Here is a 22,686-nt window from a genome sequence, read left to right as displayed (position 1 = left end):
CACTTTTTAACGTAATACATACATTTTAACGAATAGCAGATTCCACAGGAAGGAGGGGTGCAAAATGCCAAGTACAGCGACAGCGGGAAGAACACCTTTCCTTCCTTTTTGCTGCAATCAGGCAGCGGCGCGAGATGCCATGAACGCTGGAATCCTTTTATTTCAGGCTTTTACGCCCATTCTAGTGCAGAGGTCTACATACTGCGATTGTATCAAAGTCGGAGTGAAGATCGATCCTTCACGCAGCACCGGGTAAATTATGGCATACCTTTTTTCGTGCGCAAATTCGAGGTATACACCATAGGCAACACCATGCGAAAGGCTGATGCGAATTCCAGTATCAATGTGGGTGCAATCACCATGAAGGCGCTGCCTCGCCTGGGCTGTTCGGTCTGTCCAAGGGCGGTCCTTTTTAGCGTTGGCCTCGATTGCTTTGGCGGTGGTTTGGCCATAAGCTGCTACCGCTTTTTCAACTCTGCCCGGCAACGCGTTCAGGCTTGTATAAATCTCTGATAAATCAAGTGGCATTTTAAACCTCCTGCAGCGATATGTCGGTACACAGGTGAAGACCACCGACATCATCTGTACCGGTTACGCTGTACTTCCTGTTGTCCAGCGTGACGGTGTCACCCTGCTGTACTTTGTCGGTCGACAGAGTAAGCAGCCGCAACTCTTTCGCGGTACTGACAGCAGCAGATTCTTGAAGCGTAATGTTAAGGTATCTGCTGGATGTGTGGAACAGCCCGCGAAAAGAGCCCACCGGAATATTTCCGATGGGCTCCCCGTATTCGTTTGTGCCGAAACGTGTGACGGTGAAGTCTTTGCCCCAATGCTTTATGGCCTGTGTCAGCGTATAAGCGTTTTGTGTCAGCATGGTATCGTCACCCGCCTTTGATAATACAGGAAGCGGTAGGGCGCACCATAGCCGCCAGCCGCAGCCAATAGCGTGAAGTATCGGGGATGGTCATGCCGGACAGCTGCACAGTAGTGTTTTCAGCCTTTGCAATAAGACAGTGATATGCCGCAAATCTTATGTCACCCTGTGCAATGTCAAGCTGAAACTGTAGCTGTTCATCCGTAAAGTAGGGGACACGGTCTTCCTGACACAGCATTCTAAGCTGTCCAAGCGGGGTCATGTCAGCCATAATATGCCACCTTATTTCTTTCTTGAACTTTGCGAGGATAACACGGTTTTGGTCGGAGAGCGCCGCCGTATAGAACTTATCGGCGGAGATGTCTGTGGTCCGTGACAATGTGTGACGCTCAGTTTCAACATTGGTGTCGCGTTTGAGGTAGATGGTGAGCGCTGCAGTGTCGTCTTCGGTCTCGGTGTCATTGGTCAGCTTGACGAGTGGGCAGGTATAAAAAGCGCCGGTGCTGTCAAGCGTTACACGCCGAGTAGGTACAATATGAGTCTTTGCAATCATGCCGACCTCCCCAGTGACCATGACAAGGTTCGCCGCACCGTACTTATCCGCGCTGAGAAAATTGCTGTCTTTGCGTAGCTGGGTGAGCTGCTTCGGATTGATGAACAGGACCTTTTCGCTGTTGACTTCCTCATTGAATTCATCGATTGAGTCGATGATGCCGTTGTAGGAAATCTGTGCAGCAGAACCGTCGCGGTCAGCAGAGCGGAAATTGCGTCCGCATCGATGTGGGAAGCCATCGCTTTGGAAAGCTGCGACGTTGCTTCACCGACAGGATTGCCGAGACCGGAGAGAACCGACTCATCCGTGATAGAAACGGCCTTCATAGCCTTTTTGATTTTCACCTGAGTGGTGGAGGCTGTCAGCTTGCAGGTCGTAGCACTTGCTCCCTCGGCCACATCCTCGGCATCGCCGATGTAGGCATACTGCGGCACGGTGATGGTGTCGCCGGGCACACCAACAAGGGAACGGTCAATCTTTGCAAATGGGGTTACGACGATCTTGTTTTCAATCTTTGCCGAGATCATGTCGGACATGACTTGCGGGTCAATTAAATCGGTAAGTTTAGTTATTTGGTTTGTTGCCATTTAAAACAGTCCTTTCATTCTTTGGACAGCTCAGCATAAACATTGGGCTGCTCTATATGGAGCTTCAGGCGCTCCATATAGCCCATTTTGTCAAACTGTTCTTTTGTTACTTCCGGTTTAGCAGGTTCGCGAGAGCGGGGAAAGTTTCCCGCACTGCCGGTGCCGCCTGCGGGCTGCGGCTCTGCTTCAAACATTGCGGCGTAGTTCGTCTTGCAGTCCGTAATCAACTTTTCAACATTTTTCAGATTGCCGTCATCTGCATACTCAACTGTATCACCAAGCTTGTACATGACATAATCAGAGTCTTTACAGCCCGCTTTTGCAAGCGCAGCTTTCAGATTCCAATTCTGCCGGTCAGCTTTGCAGCCGGCCTTTTCCTCGTCCAGCTGCTTCTGCAAACCGGCAGTGTCCACCTTTTCAAGGTCTGCAACCTTGCCGTTGGTGGCTGTAAGGTCAGTGCGTAGGGTACTGATTTCGGTGTCCTTGGTTTTAAGCTGGGTGCGCAGCGCGGTTGTTTCCGCGCCGTTCTGGTCAAGAATTTTGTCAATAACATCTTTCTCAAGACCGAGGTCAGCTAAAAACTTTCTGTCCATAAAGTTCTCCTTTCACAACACACGTTTTTAACGAGGTTCCGATCCTCCGTTGCCCCGTAGTTTTGCGACTTCGGGCCGGTCAAATTTTGATATGAAAAAAGCAGCCTTTACAGGGCTGCTTCGTTCTGAAATTAGGCATAAAAATACCACCCTGCCATTTGGGGGGTGGTTTACTGATCTGGATTTGGCCAGTCTGTTAATTTTCTGCTTTCTTCGTCCGCTTTTCGGATACGTTCTTCGCGCTCTTCCGGGGTTAAATTGGGATGGGATATAAAGGTATCCGGCTGTTTTGGTGGGCTACCCTTTACATGGATTTTATTTCTGTCCATTTAATATCATACTCCTTTGCTACTTCATTAAGCGTTTGTTGAAAAGCCTGTTTAACATCTAAATCATACGGTGGGTGTTTGTATTTGTCAATGCGTTCATCAATAATTCGGGGCCCAAAAGCCTTACTACCCGGTGCGTACTTAAATACCTGCCCGTCATGGGTTACAACGATTCCAAAACAATATCTACGGTATCCAGATGCTGAAAAGTCAGCGCCGGTGGGAGGTAAATTTGTCGGGTGATTATGTAGTCCAATCATTTGGCCGCTATAATTTTTTCTCAAGAACTCAATCCTATCTGCTGGCGGAGATACTCCAAGTGCGTTCTTTGGCCCCTGTGCATTCAATAATAGTTTGCCCGTTTTAGCGTCAATAATGCATAAGTCCTCGCCATCCGTTCCGTTCTGATTAATCAGCATGGCCGTGGCGTGTCGGCGGATACTGTCATTGACTGCGCTGTTCTCTGTCAAACGGCTAAATTTGCTACGGAATTCGGTAGATTTTATATAGCTTAGATCAACTCTGTTGGAACCAATGCGGGAAATGTTTGTACCGGTATACCCGGATTCAGAAGGAAATATTCCCAGCCACCTATCGAGCGCCGGATTATCGCTTTCCCCGGCGGCCCAGTCGCCGAGTTCCGCACCGATTTCATCATAGCTTTTCGAAATGACCGCCGTTATGACACACATTCCGTTCGGGTGGTCAAGCGGTAGTTTGTCTCTGTCGTACAGTCTGCCATCGCGCTGACGGCAAAGGGGGCAGACGCGCCCACTGTTGCTGCTGTGCCACTGATACTTTTCAACGAATGGATTATCCTGTGTAGTGCGCTGAAAAGACAGCTGATAGGCATGAGAAACAGAGGTGCGGGCAAGGCGCTGTGCACAGTAGTCAACCTTCTGCGCACAACCGGGGTAAACAATTCCCCAGTTCCACGGTTTCTTTGCTTCCGGCCTTAAGTACAGTTCAAGATCCTTTGACAAGTCGAATGCCGACTTCTGCTGACTGATGCCCTGCGTGATAATAGTGCTGATGTCGCGCTTGTATTTCTTTTGGTAGTCCCATATTTTCGTAGATAACCCAACAAAGTTTTTATAGATTCCACCGGACATCAGTTCATCCGTCACTTGCTGCGGAATATTGGAGAACACATCCGAAAATTGGCGGGAGAGATAAGGTGCCATACTGGAATAAAATTGCCGTTCTGCCCCTGCGGCGGCCTGTGCGGCTTCCAAAGCAGAAGCCGCGGTTATCTTACCAATCTTTGAGTAAAGCACACGGGATCCACGCTGCAGCGCCCGCGCGTAATCGGTAAGCCAACGGTAAGTAAGAGAATCATGATCGTAATGAGATGCAGCTCTTGCGTATTCGTCCGCAGTCTGCAAATAGATTTTTGCAATCTGTTTTTCCTGTCGTAAAGTGATTTCAAGCCGCTTTTTCTGTGCCGTGGCAACAAGGTCAAGGTAATTTCCAAGGCGTCCCGACATTACTCAGCACCACCGATCAGCTCTGGTTCAGCAACAAAACTGTCGTTGAACATCTGCTGCTCCTTTGCAATCTGCTCCAGCTCTGCGTCTGCATCATCCGGGTCAGTGCCCTTGGTGGCGGCGCCACCCCATTTCATGATATAACTTTTTGCACTGCGTGTTTTATCGTTGACTTCGGACAGATCAAGCTGCTTTTCGTCGCCTTCATCTTCTGGCAGAGGATACTGATTGTCAATCGTAATAGCGTACGGTGCCGCCTTAAAGTCCCCATACACCTGATGCAGGGCAGGGAAGGCATCAGCAGCACTAAGCAGTAGCTCGGCAAGCCATTCAAGCGCTGGTTTCCAGGAAGCCATCTTTTCCTCGCAGCGGCAAATAAGCGGCCAGTACAATGCTTTCAGTCCTTTTCCGGAAGTAATCATATCTTTCGTGCTTTCCTGGTTAAGGTCTGGTATTCCCAGCAGGTCACGCATATCCTGCTTAATATTTGAAAGGCTGTTTTGAAAAGCAGCAGAATATTCAAACCCATTTGAGATTGTACCAACATGGACTGTCGCGGCGTTGCTGTCGCCGGAAGCTTGTGACGGGTCTGCCTTTATATCCCACAGTGCACCCGGAACGTAGCGGAAATTTTGACTCGACTCCGGGTCAACGCCGGACATCCAGGTGATCTGGTTCATTCCCTTGCGCAAGGCATCAATGTTGTAGCTTTTCAGTTTTCCGTACCAGGCATCATCATCGGAAAGCTCGGCAACTTCAGATTCACCATCGGTGTCGCCTGAAAGACCGTCATTCAAAATAACGTATGCCGGTATGCGGTCAAACTTTGTGTCAACATTTTCTTTTGTGCCGCCCCACTGCTGCTGCGCGCCGTAACCGTCTGTAATACGTTCACTGGTGAAACAGCGGCCGTTGTCCATCCAGTACTTTTGTACCCACATCCGCTATCGAGAACGGTCTTCATCATCAACCATGGTGTAGAAGAATACAATGCGTTCCAGTGTGTCAACGTCATCCATGGCGGTTTCGTAAACAAAGCCGTCGGCGGGCACAAACATAATTGACAATTTTTCTTCTGATACACTCACCTTTAGCGCTACTCGGCCACCAATACAGCAGTCATGCGCGCCCTGCACAAGCTTAACCGGCATTCGGTTCGATTTCATAACAGCATTTATGTAAGTTTGCATGGCAGCTTCGTTTGGCTTGTTGCCGTCCACTTTTGCTTCATCAGGGCAGGAGACAAGGAAGTCAGGAAACTTGCCGAACATAAACTGAGTTTCACGGCGTATAAGCTGCTTGATTTGGTGGCTGCGCAGCTTTGCCGGTGTGTAGTCGGCTGAACTGTCAACGGTAAAATCTGCACCGTTCTGATATGTATCATAGTAGGCTTCAATCTTTCCGAGTTTGTTAAGGACATCGTAACCATATGGACCAACTAATTCAGACTGTATAAAATCTGGTATCACATAATCACCTCCCATATTTTTTGTCTGTATAAATTCCGTATCTTATTGCATCTTGCACATCATCGTTTGTCTTTTCCGGTTTGTTAGCGTCTTTTTCCCAAACATAACCGTAAATTTCTTTTTGAAACTGCGGGGCAGAATCCTTAACGATAAACAGTTTCTTTTGCTTGTACAGTGTTGCAACCTCGGCAATTCCCGCCAGCACGTCTTTTCGTGCGTTGATTGCACGCAGACCGCCGACACGAAGCTGCTGAATTAAGTCCGGCCGTGCTGAATCACAGTAAAAGTTGATATTGCCGTGGCACTCTTTAATCTTTAGGCCAATTGCAATCCAGTCATTAATGTGCCGATGCTGTGCCGCCCACTCCTTTGTGAGGTAATACCGCCCGTCCTGGGTGCGGCCAATCAGCACGAATGCGCCCCAGTGCTCCCAGCCAAAATCAACGCCGACAAACCAGCGGCTGATTTCATCAATTGGAACCTGCTTAGCCGTGATATAGTGAATTTTTTCGTCAAAATCAGGGTATACCATGCCATCTGCGGACACCCATGCGCCATTGATATCACGGTCATAAAACATCCCGGACGGGGTGGATTCTTTGATATTTTGCCGATACCGGTCCGACAAGAATGTGTTGTCGTCAAGCGTCCAGTGAAATTCCACAATCGTTTTGCCGTTGGCTCTGTCAATGTAATCGGTTTTCATCCAGTGCGCCGGATTATCCGGGTTCGTGTCCATGATGATGCAGGCGCCGTCGCCGGAACAGCGGCACTGGGTAACTGATACACCACACCGCGCACAGCGGGCAGCCATGCTCATGATGTACGCTGGGCTGCGCAGGGGGGAGGCGACTGCGCTTACTTGGGCAGATGTTGATCTGCAGGCGGATACAATCAGAGTTGATAAAGCCGTAGAGATGATTGGGGGCAAGCCAAAACTTAAAAGCACCAAAACGGCTGCTGGTGTCCGCATCGTACAAATTCCGCAGATACTGACGAATTTTCTGACTACCGAAAAGGCCTCCGAACATCCTATTTGTATGTACGTTGTGCATACGGCAAAAAATCAAATGATGACTAATCAGGCATGGCGTGTACTCTGGCGCAGCTATATGACTGACCTAAACGTCAAGTACGGATACGGTGGAAAGAAAAATAAATTAGCGGCGCATAAAAAAGACGCGAATGGGAACTTACAGGGTCAGCTCCCTATGCGGATACAGACATTTACGCCGCACCAACTGCGCCATACGTTTTGCACGTTGATGTACCTTGCCAGCGTGGATGTGATGACCGCCCGTGACCAAATGGGGGCATAGTGATATTAAAATCACGTTAGAGATTTACACCCATCTTGACAAACTGTATAAGCGCAGCAGTATGCAAAAGCTTGATTCCTATTTATCTGATGCAAGTCAGATGCAAGTCAAGCAAGGATGAAAAGTCGCATAGCACCGCCGTTTTTAAGGCTTTTTAAGTTCGGCTCATAATCCGGTCGGTCCGGGGTTTGAATCCCTGATGGCCCACCAAATAAAAAAGCCCCGAAAATGGCAATCGCTGTTTTCAGGACCTTTTGCATGGACCCGAAAGGAAGAGAGCAAAGTGCAGGAACAAATTCTAACGATAGAGCAAATAATGCTTCACGCCATGCCAGCGGAAAAAGACCTCCAGGTAGGGGACTGGAAGCTTCGGCTGAATGGCCGGTATACGTATCGTGCAAATTGCGTATGTCCCTTTCATTATATGAAAACGGAGCAGACAGTGCAAAAAATCAGCTTATGTGAGAAAATCTTTTATCAGAACCGAATACCGGCTGTTTTTAAAGTGACACCGGTGCGGCAGCCTGGTCTTGCTGAACTGCTTACTGCCCGTGACTATCAGAAAGTAAAGACGGTCCATGTAATGGCTGCTTCTCTGAATATGATGTCCGCTGGCAGGTCGGCGGACATTTATGTTCAGTCAAGGCCCAGCGAAGAATGGATCTCCGCTTCTCTTGCCCTGTCAGGTGTATGGGAATCACATATGGCTGCGCTGCATTCGCAGATGATTTGCAGATGGTTTTTAGCCCTGTCCGTGTGCCGGAAGAAAAAGAAAAGGCCGATATTGCTACCAGCAAAGTAAATGCGATTGTACAGGCGCACAGCGAGGGCATTATCAGCACACAAATAGCACTGAAAGAGTTAAGTGAGCTTTCAGATGAAGACATTAAAGATGCAGACAATATGCCTGACATTGGAGATATTCCAACTGACACGCCAACAGATATACCAGAAAATACGCCAGATGAAGAATTTGCTGATGATGCGGATTTTGATGAAAATAAGCACCCGCGGCGGGAAGATGGAAAGTTTGGAGCAAAAGGAGAAAGCCCTGACGGTAAATTACCGAAAAGCCCCAACGAACAGTTGACAAATGAAGAAAATAGTGGTAAACTTAAATCTTATCAAAAAATAAGTGCCATAGGGAAAAACACTTTTCTTAAAGGATTTTCTAAGAGGAACCTTAACAGGCATTGGGATGGAGACAGCAAGCACCACGGCCATAAAGACATGTATCCAGAAATGACGAAAGAACAATATGCAAAAAGGGCGTTAGACTTAGTCCAAAGTGAAACTAATGAGCATATTCTTGGGTATGCTACAAAAGCAGGAGCGGTTGCAAGATACGATGTAAGGACCAACGATTTTGCAAAAGGAGATCCTAATGGCGGAATAGCCACAATGTTTAAACCAACATTAGGAAAGAAATATTTTGATAAATGGAAGAAAAGGGAGGGGATTTAATATGACTCGTAACAATCCTCGAGTTTGCCCTGTATGTGGCAAAGCGGTTTTTAAACATGCAGATGATTTCGAAATTTGTCCTGTATGTGGCTGGGAAGATGATGGGGTTCAATTAGATGAGCCCGACCTTGAAGGCGGTGCCAACGAAATGAGTCTGAATGAGGCACGAGAGGCATATCGGCAAGGAAAGCAATTAAGATAATTTCAGCAGAACAATTAACCGCCTTTCGAGGCGGCTTTTTTATGCCCTGCGTGAGGAAGTGAGATAAAGGATGAAGTTCAAGGCATGGGAAGCTAGAAAGCATATAGAAGCTTCTTATAAATCTGCCCTGCGGAAATTGGGCGGCTTTTTGTCAGATGGAATATTGGAAGGCGATACTTTCGACAAAGTCTTTAAAAAGCTGACTCATGCGCAGCAGTCAAAGCCTTTTAACCAATGGCCACCCTTCCGAAGATGTAACGGCAGATAATATACAGCTGTATGAAAAAGGGCACACACAAAACATAAGAAAAGGGACAGGTCCAAACGCTGGAATGACGGTAGCGGACCTATTCATAACAGACCCACAGCTGATTGACGAAATCCATAATATTGAGAGCAACGCACCAATTCAAGCGCTGTATGACCTTGGTGTGGAAATACAGGAAAACAGTGAATTTGACTTGCTGGTATCCAACTGTGCCCATAAGGATGATAGCCGCATGAACACCCGTGGCATTCCGGTTTCCTGTGAAGTGGACATTTGTGGCGCTCTGCTTGGGTACATCGGAATGTGCGTAACCGGTAGTACGGTGACTCTGCTGGATATTAACAATTCCGTGTCATGGGGCGGTGATTTTCCATCATTGGGGCAAAGCACTTTACAGTGCGTAAAATTTTTTAAAATTTCCGTGCAGTTTTATTCAAGTGCTTAACAAAATCATGGGAATGGTAAAAAATCCCGCGGCACCTGAATCTTTTTTGAATTTGGCTACTTAACAAAAATTAAGTTAAGTTAAATTTCAGTGCAATTTGTACACTTAAAATTGAAATAAATAGAAATAATTATGCAAAATGCTTGACAAAGAAAGGCACAAATGTTATATTTGTTTCGTACCGAGGAATCGAAAGTGGTGATAAAAATGGAAATACGTGATGGATGGATTTCAGAATAAGGGAAAGATGTCCCAGCCAAGGGGAAAGCTTCTGCTCCTCTTCCTGATTATTTTTGCAGCCTGCACGGTATGGCTGATTGCCTACCATGTCAGTGCCGCAGAGAATGAAGCGCAGATGACCGCTCTGCAGAAAGCTGCATTTTCTTCTCAGCAGGCTTCTTCTAGCCGGGAAATTCCCTCCGGCAGTTCTGCATGTAATTCTGCCACACTTTCTTCTAAAGTATCCAAAGCATCCAAGGCTTCCACTGCTTCCTCATCGGTACGCGCCCAACCGCGGTTTAAAAAGCTGCAGGAGCAGAACAGCGACATAGAAGCATGGATACAGATTGAGGGTACAAAGGTGAATTATCCGGTTATGCAGACGCCTAAGAATCCTGAATTTTACCTGCATCGCAATCTAAAAAAACAGGAGGAAAGCCGCGGACTTCCGTTTCTGGATGCAAAGTCCACACTGAAAAAGAGCAGAAACTACTTGGTGTATGGTCACAATATGAAGGATGGTACCGCCTTTGCCGGACTATTAGGATATTTGAACCAGAACTTTTGCAAAGAACACCCGATTATCCGTTTTGATACACCATACGGCATGGGGGACTATCGAGTAATAGCGGTTTTTCGTTCCAGAATTTACACAACAGACAGTAAAGCATTTAAGTATTATCAGTATGCGGATATTGAAACGCAGGAGGCTTTCAATACTTACATAACGAATGTGAAGAAGCGGGAGGACTACACTACCGGCATGACCGCTTCTTACGGAGACCAGCTGCTGACCCTTTCCACCTGTTATAAATATGTGGAAGATGGCCGGCTTGTAATCGTAGCCAAAAAGGTTAGATGAACTCCTAAAAGTTCACCTGACTCATTGGAAATAAAAACATTATTGATTCGGAAGGAGATTACAAATGAAAAGGTTTAAGAAGCTGGTAGCGGGCATCATGGCAATGGCTATGGTGATGACATCTGCGATTGCAATGACTGCTGTTCCCGCGTCGGCAGCAGGCAAGGAGGTAACCATCTATTTCCAGAACACAGAAAAATGGAGCAATGTATACGCCTATATGTGGGCAGGCTCCGGAAATATCAAAGGTACTCCGGCATGGCCCGGCAAACAGATGACCAAGGTTTCCGGCACAGATAACTGGTATGAACTGAAGTACACAGCAGGCACGGCTTTCAATGTTATCTTCAATGACAATGTGCAGCCAAAGCCGCACCAGACCGCAAATCACACACCGAAGGACCTTGCAGCTGACAAGGACGCTTACTGGTTTGTGCCGGGCGGTGCAACCGAATCCAACAACAATAATTATACACCGGCGGGTGCGGCAATTACCGTGTACACCGAAGCAAAGTCCGGATTCCCAAAGCCTGCAGCTACAGCGGCAACGACGAAAAACGGCACCACCGCGGCTTCCAGCAAGGCAGGCAGCACAGCCGCCGCAACAACTTCCACAGATTCTACGGCAACAACTGATGCTTCCCCGAAGACCGGTGACGCAAATGAAAACGCACCGATTATTGTTACAACCGCTGCGCTGCTTGCGCTTGCCGGTATGGGTACTATTCTCATCCGCAAAAGAGTAAAGGCTTAACAAATTTTACAGCCAAAGTTGCAAAAGCCGGGGGCACAGTAAAACACTGCAGCCCCCGGCTTTTATGAGAGTCATTCACTTTCCAGCAGAACACAGTTGGTGCTGTTGGCCTGATAATCCAGTGAGAGCATATCCAGCAGAATCTCCGTGGCGACCACCGCTTTGGTCCGGTTGGATATGTGTAGAATTTGTGAGCCGGTTTGGAAAAGGCCAGCACTTCCCAGACTCGCACAAATGACAAGGTCTTTGCAGGGGAAAAGCTGCTGTGCCTGCACACCTAGCAAATCCCCCAGCACAATACCGCGGCGCCCCCCGTGACTTTGCAGAAAAGCCGGGAGGCTGGCACTTGGGGAATTGATGAAGATGTCTTTTGTCAGAAAATACTGAGAAAATTCATCCATCAGGTACTGACAGCAGAAATCCTCCGTCAGAAGAAAGGGCTGCTTCGTTTGCAGCAGTGCTTTTGCCGTTGTAAACAGAGAACCATAGTTGGGTCGGATTTCACAGAATAGCGGGTCGTTCACCATACAGTCCATGAACAGGATGGGTACATAATAACCTTCGGTGATTTTTCGCACTGTCCGGTTGTCGGTGTCAATCATAAAGACGGCATCCAAACTGTGCTTTTTCACAACGCCCATATCCTGTGAAAGATTTCGGGTGGTGATGAGAATCGTTTCGTAACCCATGGTTCGCAGCTGATTGCTCAGTTCGGCGGCAAGGTCGTAGTAAAGCATTTTCTTTCCGGCGGAGTTGCTTTCTTTCAGGTTAATGATGACGCCAATCAGACCGCTTCTGGTCTTGCTGGAAGCACGCACTGCATGCGGTTCATAGTGCAGCCGTGTGGCAGATTCCATCACTTTCAGCCGTGTTTCATGGCTGATTTTCTCCTTCTCGGAATGATTTAGAACGTAGGATACCGTGGCGACGGAGATACCACAGTCTTTTGCAATATCTCGCATGGTGACTTTACGATTTTCCATATATAGCGCTCTCTTCCTTGTACTTATGTGGCTATTATAGCACCGGTAAAAATGAATGGCAATTTGAAAATTGTTTTTGTGGGAAGATATTTAGGGAGGTTGAAAAATGAAGAAAAAAGTCAGTTCTGTTATCCTTTCCTGCATTTTTTGGGGAAGCGGACAGTTTTTCATTGCAAAAAAGAAAGTTCGGGGAATTTTGTTCTTTGCGGTGCAGATATTGCTGGTGGCGATTGAGCTGCTTTCCGGCTATTGGCTCAACTGGTTTACCGGTGAAATTCAGAACTTTGACATAGGGATTTACGGCGGCTACTTCACCAAAGGGCTGTGGGGGTTGTTCACACTTGGCACAGTGCCGGGGGTTGGCGGCGACCATTCCACGATGCTGCTTATCAACGGAATTTTAGCGCTGATGGGACTGCTGGTGTTTGTGGGCATTTTCATCTGGAATATCCGGGACGCGTACCGGCTTGGACGGCAGCTGGATGAAACTGGGAAGATTGAAACGGTGTCAGGCCGTATCCAGCGGCGCAAGGCGTTTCCATATTTGGTGCTGCTGCCAATCGGTATCATTATTGCATTGGTCGTTTTTATGCCGATTGTGTTTTCTGTGCTGACAGCCTTTACGAACTATGATGCAAACCATATGCCACCGGCACAGCTGGTCAGCTGGGTGGGACTGAAAAACTTCGCCAAGCTTTTCAATGTGCCGATTTGGTCACAAACTTTCTTCAGTGTGCTGGGCTGGACAGTTGTCTGGGCAGTGTGCGCAACTTTTTCCACATACTTTCTCGGCTTGTTTCAGGCGCTTATTCTGAACAGCCGCCATGTCAAACACCGCGGTATTTTTCAGGCAATCTTTATCCTGCCATGGGCAATTCCGGGTATGATTTCACTTCTGGTATTCCGCAATCTGCTTAACGGGCAGTTTGGGCCACTGAATCAGTTCCTGATGGATATACACCTGATTCACAGCCGTATTCCGTTTCTGACTGACCCGACAATTGCGAAGATTTCTATAATTCTGGTAAACCTGTGGATGGGTTTCCCACAGTTTATGGTTATGCTGCTTGGCATTATGTCCAATCAGGATACCAATTTGTACGAAGCGGCAGAAATTGACGGTGCAAATAAGATGCAGGTGTTTGCACATATCAAGCTGCCGCTGCTGACCAACGCGACCGCACCGCTGATTGTTATGAACCTTGCGGGTAATTTCAATGCTTTTGGTTCCATCTACTTCCTGACAAACGGCGGACCGACCAATCCTTCCTACCAGTTCGCGGGCGATACGGATATTCTTATTTCATGGATTTACAAGCTAACACTGGACCAGCGGATGTACAATATGGCAGCGGTCATGAACATTCTGATTTTCCTCTTTATTGCTGCTGTGTCCATCTGGAACTTCCGCCGTACCAATGCATTTAAGGAGATGTGAGGTATGAAAAAAAGAGTAGATTCCTTTTTTGTGCATCTGGAACTAATACTTATGTCGGCGCTGGTGCTGATACCGATTGTCTGGATTGTGCTTTCCGCATTTAATCCGGGCAACGGTCTTGCAACCACCTCGCTGATTCCAAAAACACTGACGCTTGATAATTTCCGCCATTTGTTTCAGCAAACGAATTATAAGCGGTGGTTTTTAAATTCCCTGACAATCGCAGTGCTGAATACAGTTTTCAGTGTGGCACTGATTCTGATTACAGCATGGATTATGTCCCGGTTTAAATTCAAGGGCAAAAAGACCAGCCTGATGACGATTCTACTGTTGTCCATGTTTCCGACTTTTTTGTCCATGACAGCGCTGTATACGCTGTTCCTGAACTTCGGCCTGCTGGATAAACCTGTTGCATTGGTAATCATCTATGTGGCTGGTGCCATTCCTTATAATGTCTGGCTGGTGAAGGGCTACTTGGACGGCTTGCCGAAAGAAGTGGACGAAGCAGCCTACATTGACGGATGTTCGTATTTTGGAACATTTCGTAAAATTGTACTGCCGCTTTCTACGCCTATCATTACATATTGCGCGGTTTCCCAGTTTATGATGCCGTGGATGGACTATATTTTGCCGAATATGCTGCTTTCCAGCGATACCAGCAAAACACTGGCTGTTGGCCTGTATGGTCTGATTACCGGTCGTGAAAACACAAACTTCACCATGTTTGCCGCCGGTGCTGTAATTATTGCCGTGCCGATTACGATTCTGTTCATTGTTTTCCAGAAATATCTGGTACAGGGTATTACGGCAGGTGCAAACAAAGGCTGAAGTTATTTATACTAGGAGGCTATGATTATGAAATCGAAAAGAGTGCTTGCATTAACACTCAGCGTATTGATGGCTGGTTCTATGGCGGGCTGCGGAAAGCCTTTGCCGCAAAACGCAAAAACCGTTTCTGCGGCGGGCAGCGCAGCCGCTTCCTCCGCGACCGGTGAACTGAAACCGGAAAGCGGCGCAAAACTGACGTTCCGTACCAGCAGCGCAAGCCAGCTGAATTTTGCAAAAGCGATTGCAAAGAAATTTGAGGCAAAGTACGGTGTGCCGGTTACTGCTGAGGACGGCAGCGTCTATGACCAGAACAAAACGAATCTGGAAACTGTCTCTGGCAAAGGACCGGATGTCTTTATGAGCCCGCATGACAAAACCATTGAGAATCAGCGGGCGGGGCTTCTGCTGAAGTTGGATGGCCGCATTACTGCAAAAATGAAGCAGGATGTCAGCGACATTGCCATGAAGACGGTCACCGTGGACGGCGGTGTTTACGGTGTCCCGGTCTCCGTTGAAACCTATGTGATGTTCTACAACAAGAAGCTGGTCAAAGGTGCTCCGGCGACAAGTTTTGAACAGCTATTGAAGGAGTCAAAGAGCTTTAACAACGCATCACAGAATAAATTCTGGTTCCTTTCTAATGTCAGTGAAGGTGCAACTATTTATCCAATGCTGAGTACATACGGCTACAAGCCTTTTGGAAAAGACGGCACAGACAATGACAAACCTGATTTTGATACACCAGAATTTGAAAAGGGCTTGGAGGTACTTAAAAAGTATCATGATTTGATGCCTGCCGCGTCCGGTGACCTTGCAAACTGGGATTTCCTGACCAATCAGTTTGTTACTGGTAAGACTGCCTATCTTATCAGCGGCCCATGGAACGTCAAGACATTACGTGACTCCAAGACCGATTTTGGTGTAGCGCCGCTGCCAACATATGACGGTAAGAAAGAAACTTCCTTCGCCTTTGTACAGAATGCACAGGTTTCCGCTTACAGCAAGTATCCGAATGCGGCACAGCTTTTTGCACAGTATCTGGTTTCTGATGAGGGTGCAGAACTGCTTTACTCTGATGCTTCCTGCGTTACTTCCCGCAAAGACATTTCCAAGATTAAGGGACTGGCACAGGACAAACAGCTCAGTGCCATTGTAAAATGCTTCAACGAATCCACTCCAATGCCGACGGCCAAGCGCATCAGTTACTTCTGGACGATTTGTGCCAACGTTGGACCTTCAGTTTTTGACGGCCAGATGACGCCGAAGGCTGCTGCGACCAAGGCAAAAAGCGATTGGGATTCTTTCCTGAAAGAAGAATAAAATCTCGAATTTAGCTGCGGCTTCACGTTCCAAATAACAGGAAAGAAGGATAATATTTTGAATCTCCAGGGTTTTTGTCATATTCCAAAAAGCAACTACGCTTATGCGTACACAGACAAGGATTTAGACATCCGGCTGCGTACGGCGAAGGACGACTGTACAGAGGTGTGGGTAGTAATTTCGCTGAAGCATCGCTGGCAGGATAAAAAAGCATATAAAATGGAGAAAATTTTCTCCGACCGGCTGTTTGATTACTACCAGTATCGTTTTCATACAGAGGATTCACGGCTGGGGTACTACTTTGAAGTGAGCGATGGTACCCAGACGCTGGTTTACTCGGAATCCGGTTTTACGGATACGTTTGATGACCAGAATGCCTATTTCCATTACTTTCAGTACCCGTATATCAATGAAACCGACCTGCACCGCATTCCGGACTGGGTACATTCCACCATTTTTTATCAGATTTTTGTGGAGCGCTTCTGCAATGGTGACCGCACGAATGACCCTAAACCGCTGACACCGTGGGGACAGCCGCCAAAATCGCAGAGCTTTTACGGCGGTGATTTGCAGGGGGTGCTGGACAAATTGCCATATCTGCAGGAACTTGGTGTGAGTGGAATTTACCTGACACCGATTTTCCAGTCACCCAGTAATCATAAATATGATACAACGGATTACCGTAAAGTGGATGAGATGTTCGGCAGCAAAAAACTGCTCTGTAAACTGGTGCAGCGGGCACATGAGATGGGCATCCGCGTTGTGCTGGATGGTGTGTTCAACCACAGCAGCTGGTCATTTGCACCGTTTCAGGATGTGCTGGAGCGCGGGGAGCAATCTCCTTACAAAGATTGGTTCCACATCGACAGCTTTCCGGTGGGGCGCTTCACTGAGGAAGAAGCGCATGATTACACCAAGCCGCTTGACCTTTCCCGCCTGAATTACCGCGTCTTTGGTACCAGCCCCAGTATGCCAAAACTCAACACGGAAAATCCGGAACTGGAAGCGTACCTTTTGAATACTGTTTCCATGTGGACAAAGGACACTGGCATTGACGGTTGGCGGTTGGATGTATCAGACGAAGTGAACCATGGCTTCTGGCGCGATTTTCGCAAGACCGTAAAGGCGATAAATCCAGAAGCATTGATTATAGGAGAAAATTGGCACAATGCTTTTCCATGGCTGCAGGGTGACCAGTTTGATAGCGTAATGAACTACCCAGTCACAAAGTCGTGCATCCAGTTTTTTGCCCGGCGGGAGGTGGACGCCGCACAGTTTACGGAAGACCTTTCCGGCTTCCTAATGTGCAATTCCGAGCAAGCCGATTTTGCCATGCTTAATCTTCTGGACAGTCATGATACTATGCGCTTTTTAACATGGTGCGGCGGGGATAAGCGCCTGCTGCGTATGGCAGTATTATTTTTGTTCAGTTATGTGGGGATGCCCTGCATTTATTATGGAAGTGAGATTGGCATGGAAGGCGGCGGTGACCCGGACTGCCGGCGAACATTTGACTGGAACCGTGCAAACTGGGACGAGGATTTGTTTCACTTCTATCAGAGAATCATTGCACTGCGCAAAAAAGAAAAAGCACTGCAGTATGGAACAATTCGTATGTATGCAGAAGAAGGTGTGTTTTACCTAATCAGAGCCTGCGGAGAAAGCAGGTTGGCAACTGTGCTGAATAACACGGACCAGAAAAAAACGATTGCCCTGCAGGATGATTTTGAACCGTTAATCAGTACAGAGAGTTGGGAAAATGGGGTTTTAGAGCCATTTAGCGGATGTATTTGCAGGCTGTTTTAACCGGGAAGTGAGGCAGGCACACACAGGTTTTAGGCCGTTTTTAGGCGAACAATGCATCTGCTGACTATGGTGACGGCATCAATGTTTATCTGGTCGGCAGTGCCGCGCTGAATGCAGTTATATGGGAGCTGGCAAAAATAGTTGTGACCGCCAAAGCTGTTACGCCGCTTGCAGACACGATTGCCGATGGGGCAATTTGTATATATTAGCTTAGGACAGAACGACTGACGGCAGAATAGAATAGTTTGCTGCTGCAAACATAAAAAATGGACCAGGTGGGGAAAATACCGCCTGGTCCATTTTGATATCTGCTGTTTTTATTTAAGAAAGATAGGCTTGTTCCAAATGCAGCATCATGCAGGTGTAGCGCTGCAGGCAGCGAGCGTTTCTTCCTGCATGGACATCCTGCACACAGGGGAATATAGCCTGTTCCCAAAGGGAACGGTAAGTCTGTGCGCGGCTGGGGGAAGCATCAATGGCTTCTGCAATCGTCGGTGCAAACGTGTAGTATTCCTGTACCAGAAGATGACCTCCCGGCTGATGCAGAAGCCAGCTGTCACGAAAGCGGCGCAGCGTCTGCAGTTCGTCACAGTTGTCCGGCTTGCGCAGGGAGTGACAGACAGCCGTGGTAATATAGCACCCGTGCTTGCGCCAACCAGTGTTAATTTTATCAAAGCCAACGGCATTCAGCGGTTCTTCAGGATACCTGCTGTTCCATATTTTCAGGAAAGATTCCAGCACAGGGGACGCCTCCGGTACCGGACTGTCATGCAGTACGGGCAGCAGATAGACCGTTATCATCATGCGGTAAGCAAAAAAAGCACCGCTGCGGCTGCTACGGACATGGCGTGTTACCAGCTCGTCCGCAATGCGGGACATTATGGCATGGGCAAAGGACTCACAGTCTTCCTCTGTACCGCCGTGCAGGGCATTCAGGGCAATGCCAAGGCGGCTGCTGTAGGCGGCAAAACAGGTGGGATAGTCTTTTTTGGTAAAAGCGGGTTCTTCCTTTTCAAACCGGAACAAAGAGGGCTCCAGTGCGGTGAGGGCATGCTGCAGCCGCATTCCTCCGTCTGGTTCCAGCGTTGTGGAAGCAAACAGGGACTTAAGGTCAATCGGCTTGGCACAATACATACAGACGATTTTTCCGGTTTCTTCCGGCACATGCAGTTCCAGCCCGCAGTAAGGGCAGTGTATGATTTGATAATTCATAAAGGAGCCTCCTTTCGGCGGGATTTTTTATAAAATGAAATAATTATAGTATAACAGAATTCCTATATGAAAACAAGCGGGATGCCGTACATAGAAAAGTACGGCCCCGCCTGTTTACAAAAAATTTACATTGCACACATAAAGGCGTATTTGATTTCCTTTATACTAATTTTATAATTTTTTGCGGTAAAGCAAAAAGCAGTCATCAAACAGAAGGGATTTTTGAGAAAGAGAGTGAGCCACTTGGTTAAAACAAATACTGCCGGTGATTTCTTTGAAATTACACCAAAAATTAGAGAACTGACACAGCTAAGTGTACAGCATGATGCCCTTGACCCCTCCCTTTACATGAAGTACGATGTAAAACGCGGCCTGCGTGATATCAATGGGGAAGGCGTGCTCTGCGGACTGACTGACATCAGTGAGGTACGGGCAAAGAAGATTGTAAACGACAAAAAGGTTCCTATCCCCGGCGAATTATACTACCGCGGCATTTCCATCAATGACCTAACACGCGGCTTTCTTACGGAAAACCGCTTCGGTTTTGAAGAAACAGCATATCTTCTGCTGTTTGGTGAGCTGCCTTCAGCCGGTCAGCTGGAGGAATTTCGCGGATTGCTGAACAAATACCGCACACTTCCGACCAATTTTGTGCGGGATATTATTATGAAAGCGCCCAGCTGCGACATGATGAATACATTGGCACGCAGTGTGCTGACACTGTATGCCTATGACGAGCGCGCCAATGACACCAGTGTGGAAAATACGCTGCGTCAGTGTATTGAGATGATTGCGCTGTTCCCGCAGCTGGCGGTTTACGGCTATCAGGCGTATGCCCATAATGCGGACTCCAGTCAGCCGTTTTTCATTCATACCCCGCGTGATAACCTTTCCACGGCGGAAAATATTCTGTATATGCTACGTATCGACAACAAATACAGTGAGCTGGAGGCACGTATTCTGGACCTCGCTTTGGTGCTGCACGCTGAGCACGGCGGCGGCAACAACTCTACCTTTACAACACACGTTGTCGCCTCTTCCGGTACAGATTCTTACTCTGTCATTGCGGCGGCGCTCAGTTCCCTGAAAGGCCCGAAACACGGCGGTGCCAATATCAAGGTCGTGCAGATGTTTTCAGACATGATGGAAAAAGTGCATGACTGGAACGATGAGGAAGAGGTCGGCTGTTATCTGCGGAAGCTGCTGCACGGCGAAGCCTTTGACCACAAGGGACTAATATATGGCATGGGACACGCTGTATACAGCATCAGTGACCCGCGCGCCCTCATTTTCCAGAAATTCGTTGAAAAACTGTCCGAGGAAAAGGGCAGGCAGAAAGAGTACGACCTGTATGCTATGGTGGCGCAGCTGGCACCCAAAATTATCGGACAGGAACGGAAAACATACAAAGGCGTCAGCGCAAATATCGATTTTTATTCCGGCTTCGTTTATTATATGCTGGGCCTGCCTATCGAGCTGTTTACGCCAGTCTTTGCCATGGCGCGTATCGCGGGCTGGAGTGCACATTTGCTGGAGGAACGCATTAACGGCGGCAAAATTATCCGTCCGGCCTACAAATCGGTTGCACAGCACCGGCCGTATGTGCCGTTTTCGCAGCGGCAGTAATCGTTGCCTTGTACGAAATCAAAAAGGTGACTTGACAGCTTGCGAGAAAACTCGTATACTGTTCTAAACCCGCTCTGCAGGCGGCGCCGTTTTGTGCTGCCCAAAAGACTGGATTCCTTTATTCCCATCAAAAAGATAAGACCGCGGTACGGCAGTACCGTTTGTAAAGGAAAGGCTCATCCGAAGAGCAGGTTTCTTCGGGTGAGTTTTTTTTCTGCGCAGAAAAAGCCGTCCGCGGGAAAGGAGAAACAATGACTGTTGCTGAAAAATTAGAGGCGCTGCGTCAGCAGATGACACAGCATGGGGCAGATGCGGTAATTTTGCCGACCAGCGACCCGCACATGAGTGAATACATTCCGGCACACTGGGAGTCTCGGCGGTGGTTTTCCGGTTTTACCGGAGATGCCGGCACACTGGTTGTTACGAAAAAGGAGAGCTGTTTGTGGACAGACGGCCGCTTCTTTATTCAGGCGGACCAACAGCTGAAGGGCACACCGATTCGGCTGATGCGTATGCGTGAACCCGGTGTTCCTACTGTTGGCGCCTATCTTGCAAAGGCAATTCCCGGGGGAAAAGTGGCGGTGGACGGCCGCATTTTTTCGGAGCTGGAAGCTGAAAATGTACAGAAGGAACTGGATACCACCGGTGCTAAACTCATCAGTTTGGACCTCGTAGCGGACGTGTGGAAAGAGGACCGTCCGGCGCTGCCGGAAACACCGGTTTACTTGCTGGAGGACCGCTATTCGGGCTGCACCTGTGCGGACAAGCTGGCACAGGTTCGTGCAGAGCTTAAAAAGGCCGGAGCAGATGCACAGCTGTATAGCCTGCTGGACGATGTTGCGTGGGCAACCAATCTACGTGCCGCAGATGTTGACTATAATCCTTTTGCCATTGCATTCCTACTGGTCACGACAGAAAAAGCATACCTGTATCTTGACAAAAAGCGGATTCAGGCATCAGCCGCGGATTATCTTGCAAAATCCGGCGTAGAGGTACGTCCCTACAACAAGCTGGAAGAGGACCTGCGTGCTGGTGCTGCTGCCGGAACCGTGCTGGTCAGCCGGGCAAACACCAGTTTTGATATTTGCACCTGCTTAGCAGAAAACAAGGACCGGAAGTTAGTGGCCGGCGGGGACATCATTACCAACCTGAAGGCAGTGAAAAACAAGACAGAATGTGCCAATATGCGCATTTGCCATGTTTACGACGGTGTTGCACTGGTACGCTTCAAAATGGAACTGGAGCGCCGCATGGCAGCGGGGGAGCCACTGACCGAATGGGATGCTGCGGAAATTGCCCACAAGTACCGTGCACAGCAGCCGGACAACCGCGGCGAAAGCTTTGAAACCATTGCGGCCTACGGCCCGAATGCAGCGATGATGCACTATGGCCCCACAAAAGAGCAGCACTCTGACCTACAGCCGAAGAGCTTTCTGCTGGTGGATTCCGGCGGACAGTACCTGACCGGCACGACGGACGTGACGCGTACATTCGCCATGGGCCCGCTGACACAGGAAGAAAAAGAATGCTTTACATGGGTGCTGAAGTGCCATATCGATTTGGCAGACGCCAAATTCCCGCAGGGCACTACCGGTCATGAGCTGGACGCTCTTTCCCGTGTGCAGGTGTGGAAGCACGGGCTGGATTATCGCTGCGGCACCGGCCACGGCGTGGGATACATGGGTGCTGTACATGAAGGCCCGCACAGCTTCCGGTCCGCGATTCCGCTGGTTCCCGGCATGACTATCACCGATGAACCGGGTATCTATATGGAAGGCAAGTTCGGCATTCGTACGGAAAATACGCTGGAAGTTGTTATGGACGAAAAAACGGAATACGGTCAGTTTTACGCGTTCCACCCGCTGACCATGTTCCCCATAGACCATACGGCTATTCTGCCGGAGCTGCTTTCCAGTGATGAAATTGCTTATCTCGACCGCTACCATGCCACTGTTTACCAAACACTGGCACCGCATCTGACAGCGGAGGAACAGGCATGGCTGAAGAACGCCTGCCGTCCGCTTTGCCAAAAATAAAACCGCAGGAAA

The 22,686-nt window shown here is 48.3% G+C and carries 25 protein-coding genes and 2 pseudogenes; 14 read left to right on the top strand and 13 right to left on the bottom strand.

Annotation, left to right across the window (positions count from 1 at the left end):
- Window positions 1-162: 162 nt before the first annotated feature.
- From GJQ69_RS06945 to GJQ69_RS06905, 10 genes are all read right to left on the bottom strand, one after another.
- Window positions 163-528, bottom strand: a complete 366-nt coding sequence (locus GJQ69_RS06945) for a hypothetical protein (protein ID WP_174193341.1) — start codon at window positions 526-528, stop codon at window positions 163-165.
- A 1-nt stretch (window position 529) separates the two neighbouring features.
- Window positions 530-874: a hypothetical protein gene (locus GJQ69_RS06940; protein WP_086035379.1), complete on the bottom strand. Its 345-nt coding sequence runs from the start codon at window positions 872-874 to the stop codon at window positions 530-532.
- A gap of 7 nt (window positions 875-881) precedes the next feature.
- Window positions 882-1,529, bottom strand: coding sequence for a N4-gp56 family major capsid protein (locus GJQ69_RS09855; protein WP_274379852.1), 648 nt, complete (start codon window positions 1,527-1,529; stop codon window positions 882-884).
- Window positions 1,424-1,963, bottom strand: a complete 540-nt coding sequence (locus tag GJQ69_RS09850; RefSeq protein ID WP_274379836.1) for a N4-gp56 family major capsid protein — start codon at window positions 1,961-1,963, stop codon at window positions 1,424-1,426. Before GJQ69_RS09850 ends, GJQ69_RS09855 begins: the two co-directional genes overlap by 106 nt.
- A gap of 65 nt (window positions 1,964-2,028) precedes the next feature.
- The gene (locus tag GJQ69_RS06930; protein WP_086035380.1) at window positions 2,029-2,607 is read right to left on the bottom strand and encodes a phage scaffolding protein; all 579 of its coding nucleotides are present in this window, start codon (window positions 2,605-2,607) and stop codon (window positions 2,029-2,031) included.
- A 170-nt stretch (window positions 2,608-2,777) separates the two neighbouring features.
- Complete coding sequence (locus GJQ69_RS06925) at window positions 2,778-2,936, bottom strand: hypothetical protein (RefSeq protein WP_157658900.1); 159 nt, start codon at window positions 2,934-2,936, stop codon at window positions 2,778-2,780.
- Entirely contained in the window at window positions 2,912-4,423 is a 1,512-nt protein-coding gene (locus tag GJQ69_RS06920) for a structural protein (RefSeq protein WP_086035381.1), read from the bottom strand. The genes GJQ69_RS06925 and GJQ69_RS06920 overlap by 25 nt, the downstream gene beginning before the upstream one ends.
- Window positions 4,423-5,364: a phage portal protein gene (locus tag GJQ69_RS06915; protein WP_086035382.1), complete on the bottom strand. Its 942-nt coding sequence runs from the start codon at window positions 5,362-5,364 to the stop codon at window positions 4,423-4,425. The genes GJQ69_RS06920 and GJQ69_RS06915 overlap by 1 nt, the downstream gene beginning before the upstream one ends.
- A 3-nt stretch (window positions 5,365-5,367) precedes the next feature.
- Window positions 5,368-5,892, bottom strand: coding sequence for a phage portal protein (locus GJQ69_RS06910; RefSeq protein ID WP_086035383.1), 525 nt, complete (start codon window positions 5,890-5,892; stop codon window positions 5,368-5,370).
- Between the two features lie 4 nt (window positions 5,893-5,896).
- Window positions 5,897-6,631 carry a PBSX family phage terminase large subunit gene (locus GJQ69_RS06905; protein WP_236849664.1) on the bottom strand — a complete coding sequence of 245 codons (735 nt, stop codon included), beginning with the start codon at window positions 6,629-6,631 and terminating at the stop codon, window positions 5,897-5,899.
- Here GJQ69_RS06905 and GJQ69_RS06900 point away from each other — a divergent pair.
- Entirely contained in the window at window positions 6,630-7,211 is a 582-nt protein-coding gene (locus GJQ69_RS06900; RefSeq protein ID WP_086036821.1) for a site-specific integrase, read from the top strand. The two genes, GJQ69_RS06905 and GJQ69_RS06900, sit on opposite strands and share 2 nt — an antisense overlap.
- Before the next feature lie 107 nt (window positions 7,212-7,318).
- On the opposite strand, the gene GJQ69_RS06895 is transcribed toward GJQ69_RS06900, so the two are convergent.
- Window positions 7,319-7,612, bottom strand: coding sequence for a hypothetical protein (locus GJQ69_RS06895; RefSeq protein ID WP_157658902.1), 294 nt, complete (start codon window positions 7,610-7,612; stop codon window positions 7,319-7,321).
- Here GJQ69_RS06895 and GJQ69_RS09935 point away from each other — a divergent pair.
- The 7 genes and pseudogenes from GJQ69_RS09935 (at window position 7,528) to GJQ69_RS06870 (ending at window position 11,425) form a co-directional block, all read left to right on the top strand.
- Window positions 7,528-8,013: a hypothetical protein gene (locus tag GJQ69_RS09935; protein WP_420808737.1), complete on the top strand. Its 486-nt coding sequence runs from the start codon at window positions 7,528-7,530 to the stop codon at window positions 8,011-8,013. The genes GJQ69_RS06895 and GJQ69_RS09935 overlap by 85 nt on opposite strands.
- On the top strand, window positions 7,902-8,675 hold the full coding sequence (locus GJQ69_RS06890) for a hypothetical protein (protein ID WP_157658903.1): 774 nt from the start codon (window positions 7,902-7,904) through the stop codon (window positions 8,673-8,675). The genes GJQ69_RS09935 and GJQ69_RS06890 overlap by 112 nt, the downstream gene beginning before the upstream one ends.
- A 1-nt stretch (window position 8,676) precedes the next feature.
- Window positions 8,677-8,877 carry a CPCC family cysteine-rich protein gene (locus GJQ69_RS06885; protein WP_086035387.1) on the top strand — a complete coding sequence of 67 codons (201 nt, stop codon included), beginning with the start codon at window positions 8,677-8,679 and terminating at the stop codon, window positions 8,875-8,877.
- 206 nt (window positions 8,878-9,083) lie between these two features.
- Window positions 9,084-9,260, top strand: a pseudogene (locus GJQ69_RS09795) (DUF2213 domain-containing protein); the annotation flags it as partial.
- 15 nt (window positions 9,261-9,275) lie between these two features.
- Window positions 9,276-9,497, top strand: a pseudogene (locus GJQ69_RS09790) (hypothetical protein); the annotation flags it as partial.
- A gap of 313 nt (window positions 9,498-9,810) precedes the next feature.
- A complete protein-coding gene (locus tag GJQ69_RS06875) occupies window positions 9,811-10,671 on the top strand; it encodes a class B sortase (RefSeq protein ID WP_086035388.1) in 861 nt (286 codons plus the stop codon).
- A 64-nt stretch (window positions 10,672-10,735) separates the two neighbouring features.
- Entirely contained in the window at window positions 10,736-11,425 is a 690-nt protein-coding gene (locus tag GJQ69_RS06870; protein WP_086035389.1) for a starch-binding protein, read from the top strand.
- Between the two features lie 71 nt (window positions 11,426-11,496).
- Here the strand turns inward: GJQ69_RS06870 and GJQ69_RS06865 are convergent, their stop codons facing one another.
- Window positions 11,497-12,408, bottom strand: a complete 912-nt coding sequence (locus GJQ69_RS06865) for a LacI family DNA-binding transcriptional regulator (protein ID WP_086035390.1) — start codon at window positions 12,406-12,408, stop codon at window positions 11,497-11,499.
- Between the two features lie 106 nt (window positions 12,409-12,514).
- Here GJQ69_RS06865 and GJQ69_RS06860 point away from each other — a divergent pair, with 106 nt between their 5' ends.
- The 4 genes from GJQ69_RS06860 to GJQ69_RS06845 are packed head-to-tail and all read left to right on the top strand — an operon-like array spanning window position 12,515 to window position 17,800.
- Window positions 12,515-13,846, top strand: coding sequence for a carbohydrate ABC transporter permease (locus tag GJQ69_RS06860; RefSeq protein ID WP_086035391.1), 1,332 nt, complete (start codon window positions 12,515-12,517; stop codon window positions 13,844-13,846).
- Between the two features lie 3 nt (window positions 13,847-13,849).
- Complete coding sequence (locus tag GJQ69_RS06855) at window positions 13,850-14,674, top strand: sugar ABC transporter permease (protein ID WP_086035392.1); 825 nt, start codon at window positions 13,850-13,852, stop codon at window positions 14,672-14,674.
- Between the two features lie 27 nt (window positions 14,675-14,701).
- The gene (locus GJQ69_RS06850) at window positions 14,702-15,994 is read left to right on the top strand and encodes a sugar ABC transporter substrate-binding protein (protein WP_174193340.1); all 1,293 of its coding nucleotides are present in this window, start codon (window positions 14,702-14,704) and stop codon (window positions 15,992-15,994) included.
- Between the two features lie 57 nt (window positions 15,995-16,051).
- Entirely contained in the window at window positions 16,052-17,800 is a 1,749-nt protein-coding gene (locus tag GJQ69_RS06845) for a glycoside hydrolase family 13 protein (protein ID WP_086035394.1), read from the top strand.
- Window positions 17,801-18,121: 321 nt separating this feature from the next.
- On the opposite strand, the gene GJQ69_RS06840 is transcribed toward GJQ69_RS06845, so the two are convergent.
- Window positions 18,122-19,012 carry a CFI-box-CTERM domain-containing protein gene (locus tag GJQ69_RS06840; RefSeq protein ID WP_174193338.1) on the bottom strand — a complete coding sequence of 297 codons (891 nt, stop codon included), beginning with the start codon at window positions 19,010-19,012 and terminating at the stop codon, window positions 18,122-18,124.
- Between the two features lie 243 nt (window positions 19,013-19,255).
- Here GJQ69_RS06840 and GJQ69_RS06835 point away from each other — a divergent pair, with 243 nt between their 5' ends.
- Both GJQ69_RS06835 and GJQ69_RS06830 read left to right on the top strand, forming a co-directional pair.
- Window positions 19,256-20,638, top strand: coding sequence for a citrate/2-methylcitrate synthase (locus GJQ69_RS06835; protein ID WP_086035396.1), 1,383 nt, complete (start codon window positions 19,256-19,258; stop codon window positions 20,636-20,638).
- Between the two features lie 251 nt (window positions 20,639-20,889).
- Window positions 20,890-22,674 (top strand): aminopeptidase P family protein, encoded by a 1,785-nt coding sequence (locus tag GJQ69_RS06830; protein WP_086035397.1) that lies wholly within the window; start codon window positions 20,890-20,892, stop codon window positions 22,672-22,674.
- The last annotated feature ends 12 nt before the right edge of the window (window positions 22,675-22,686 follow it).

Origin of the sequence: Caproicibacterium lactatifermentans (genome assembly GCF_013315815.1) — a bacterium.
GTDB classification, from domain to species: domain Bacteria; phylum Bacillota; class Clostridia; order Oscillospirales; family Acutalibacteraceae; genus Caproicibacterium; species Caproicibacterium lactatifermentans.
The sequence above is the reverse complement of the archived record's forward strand: the minus strand, read 5'-3'. Positions and strand labels throughout refer to the sequence as shown.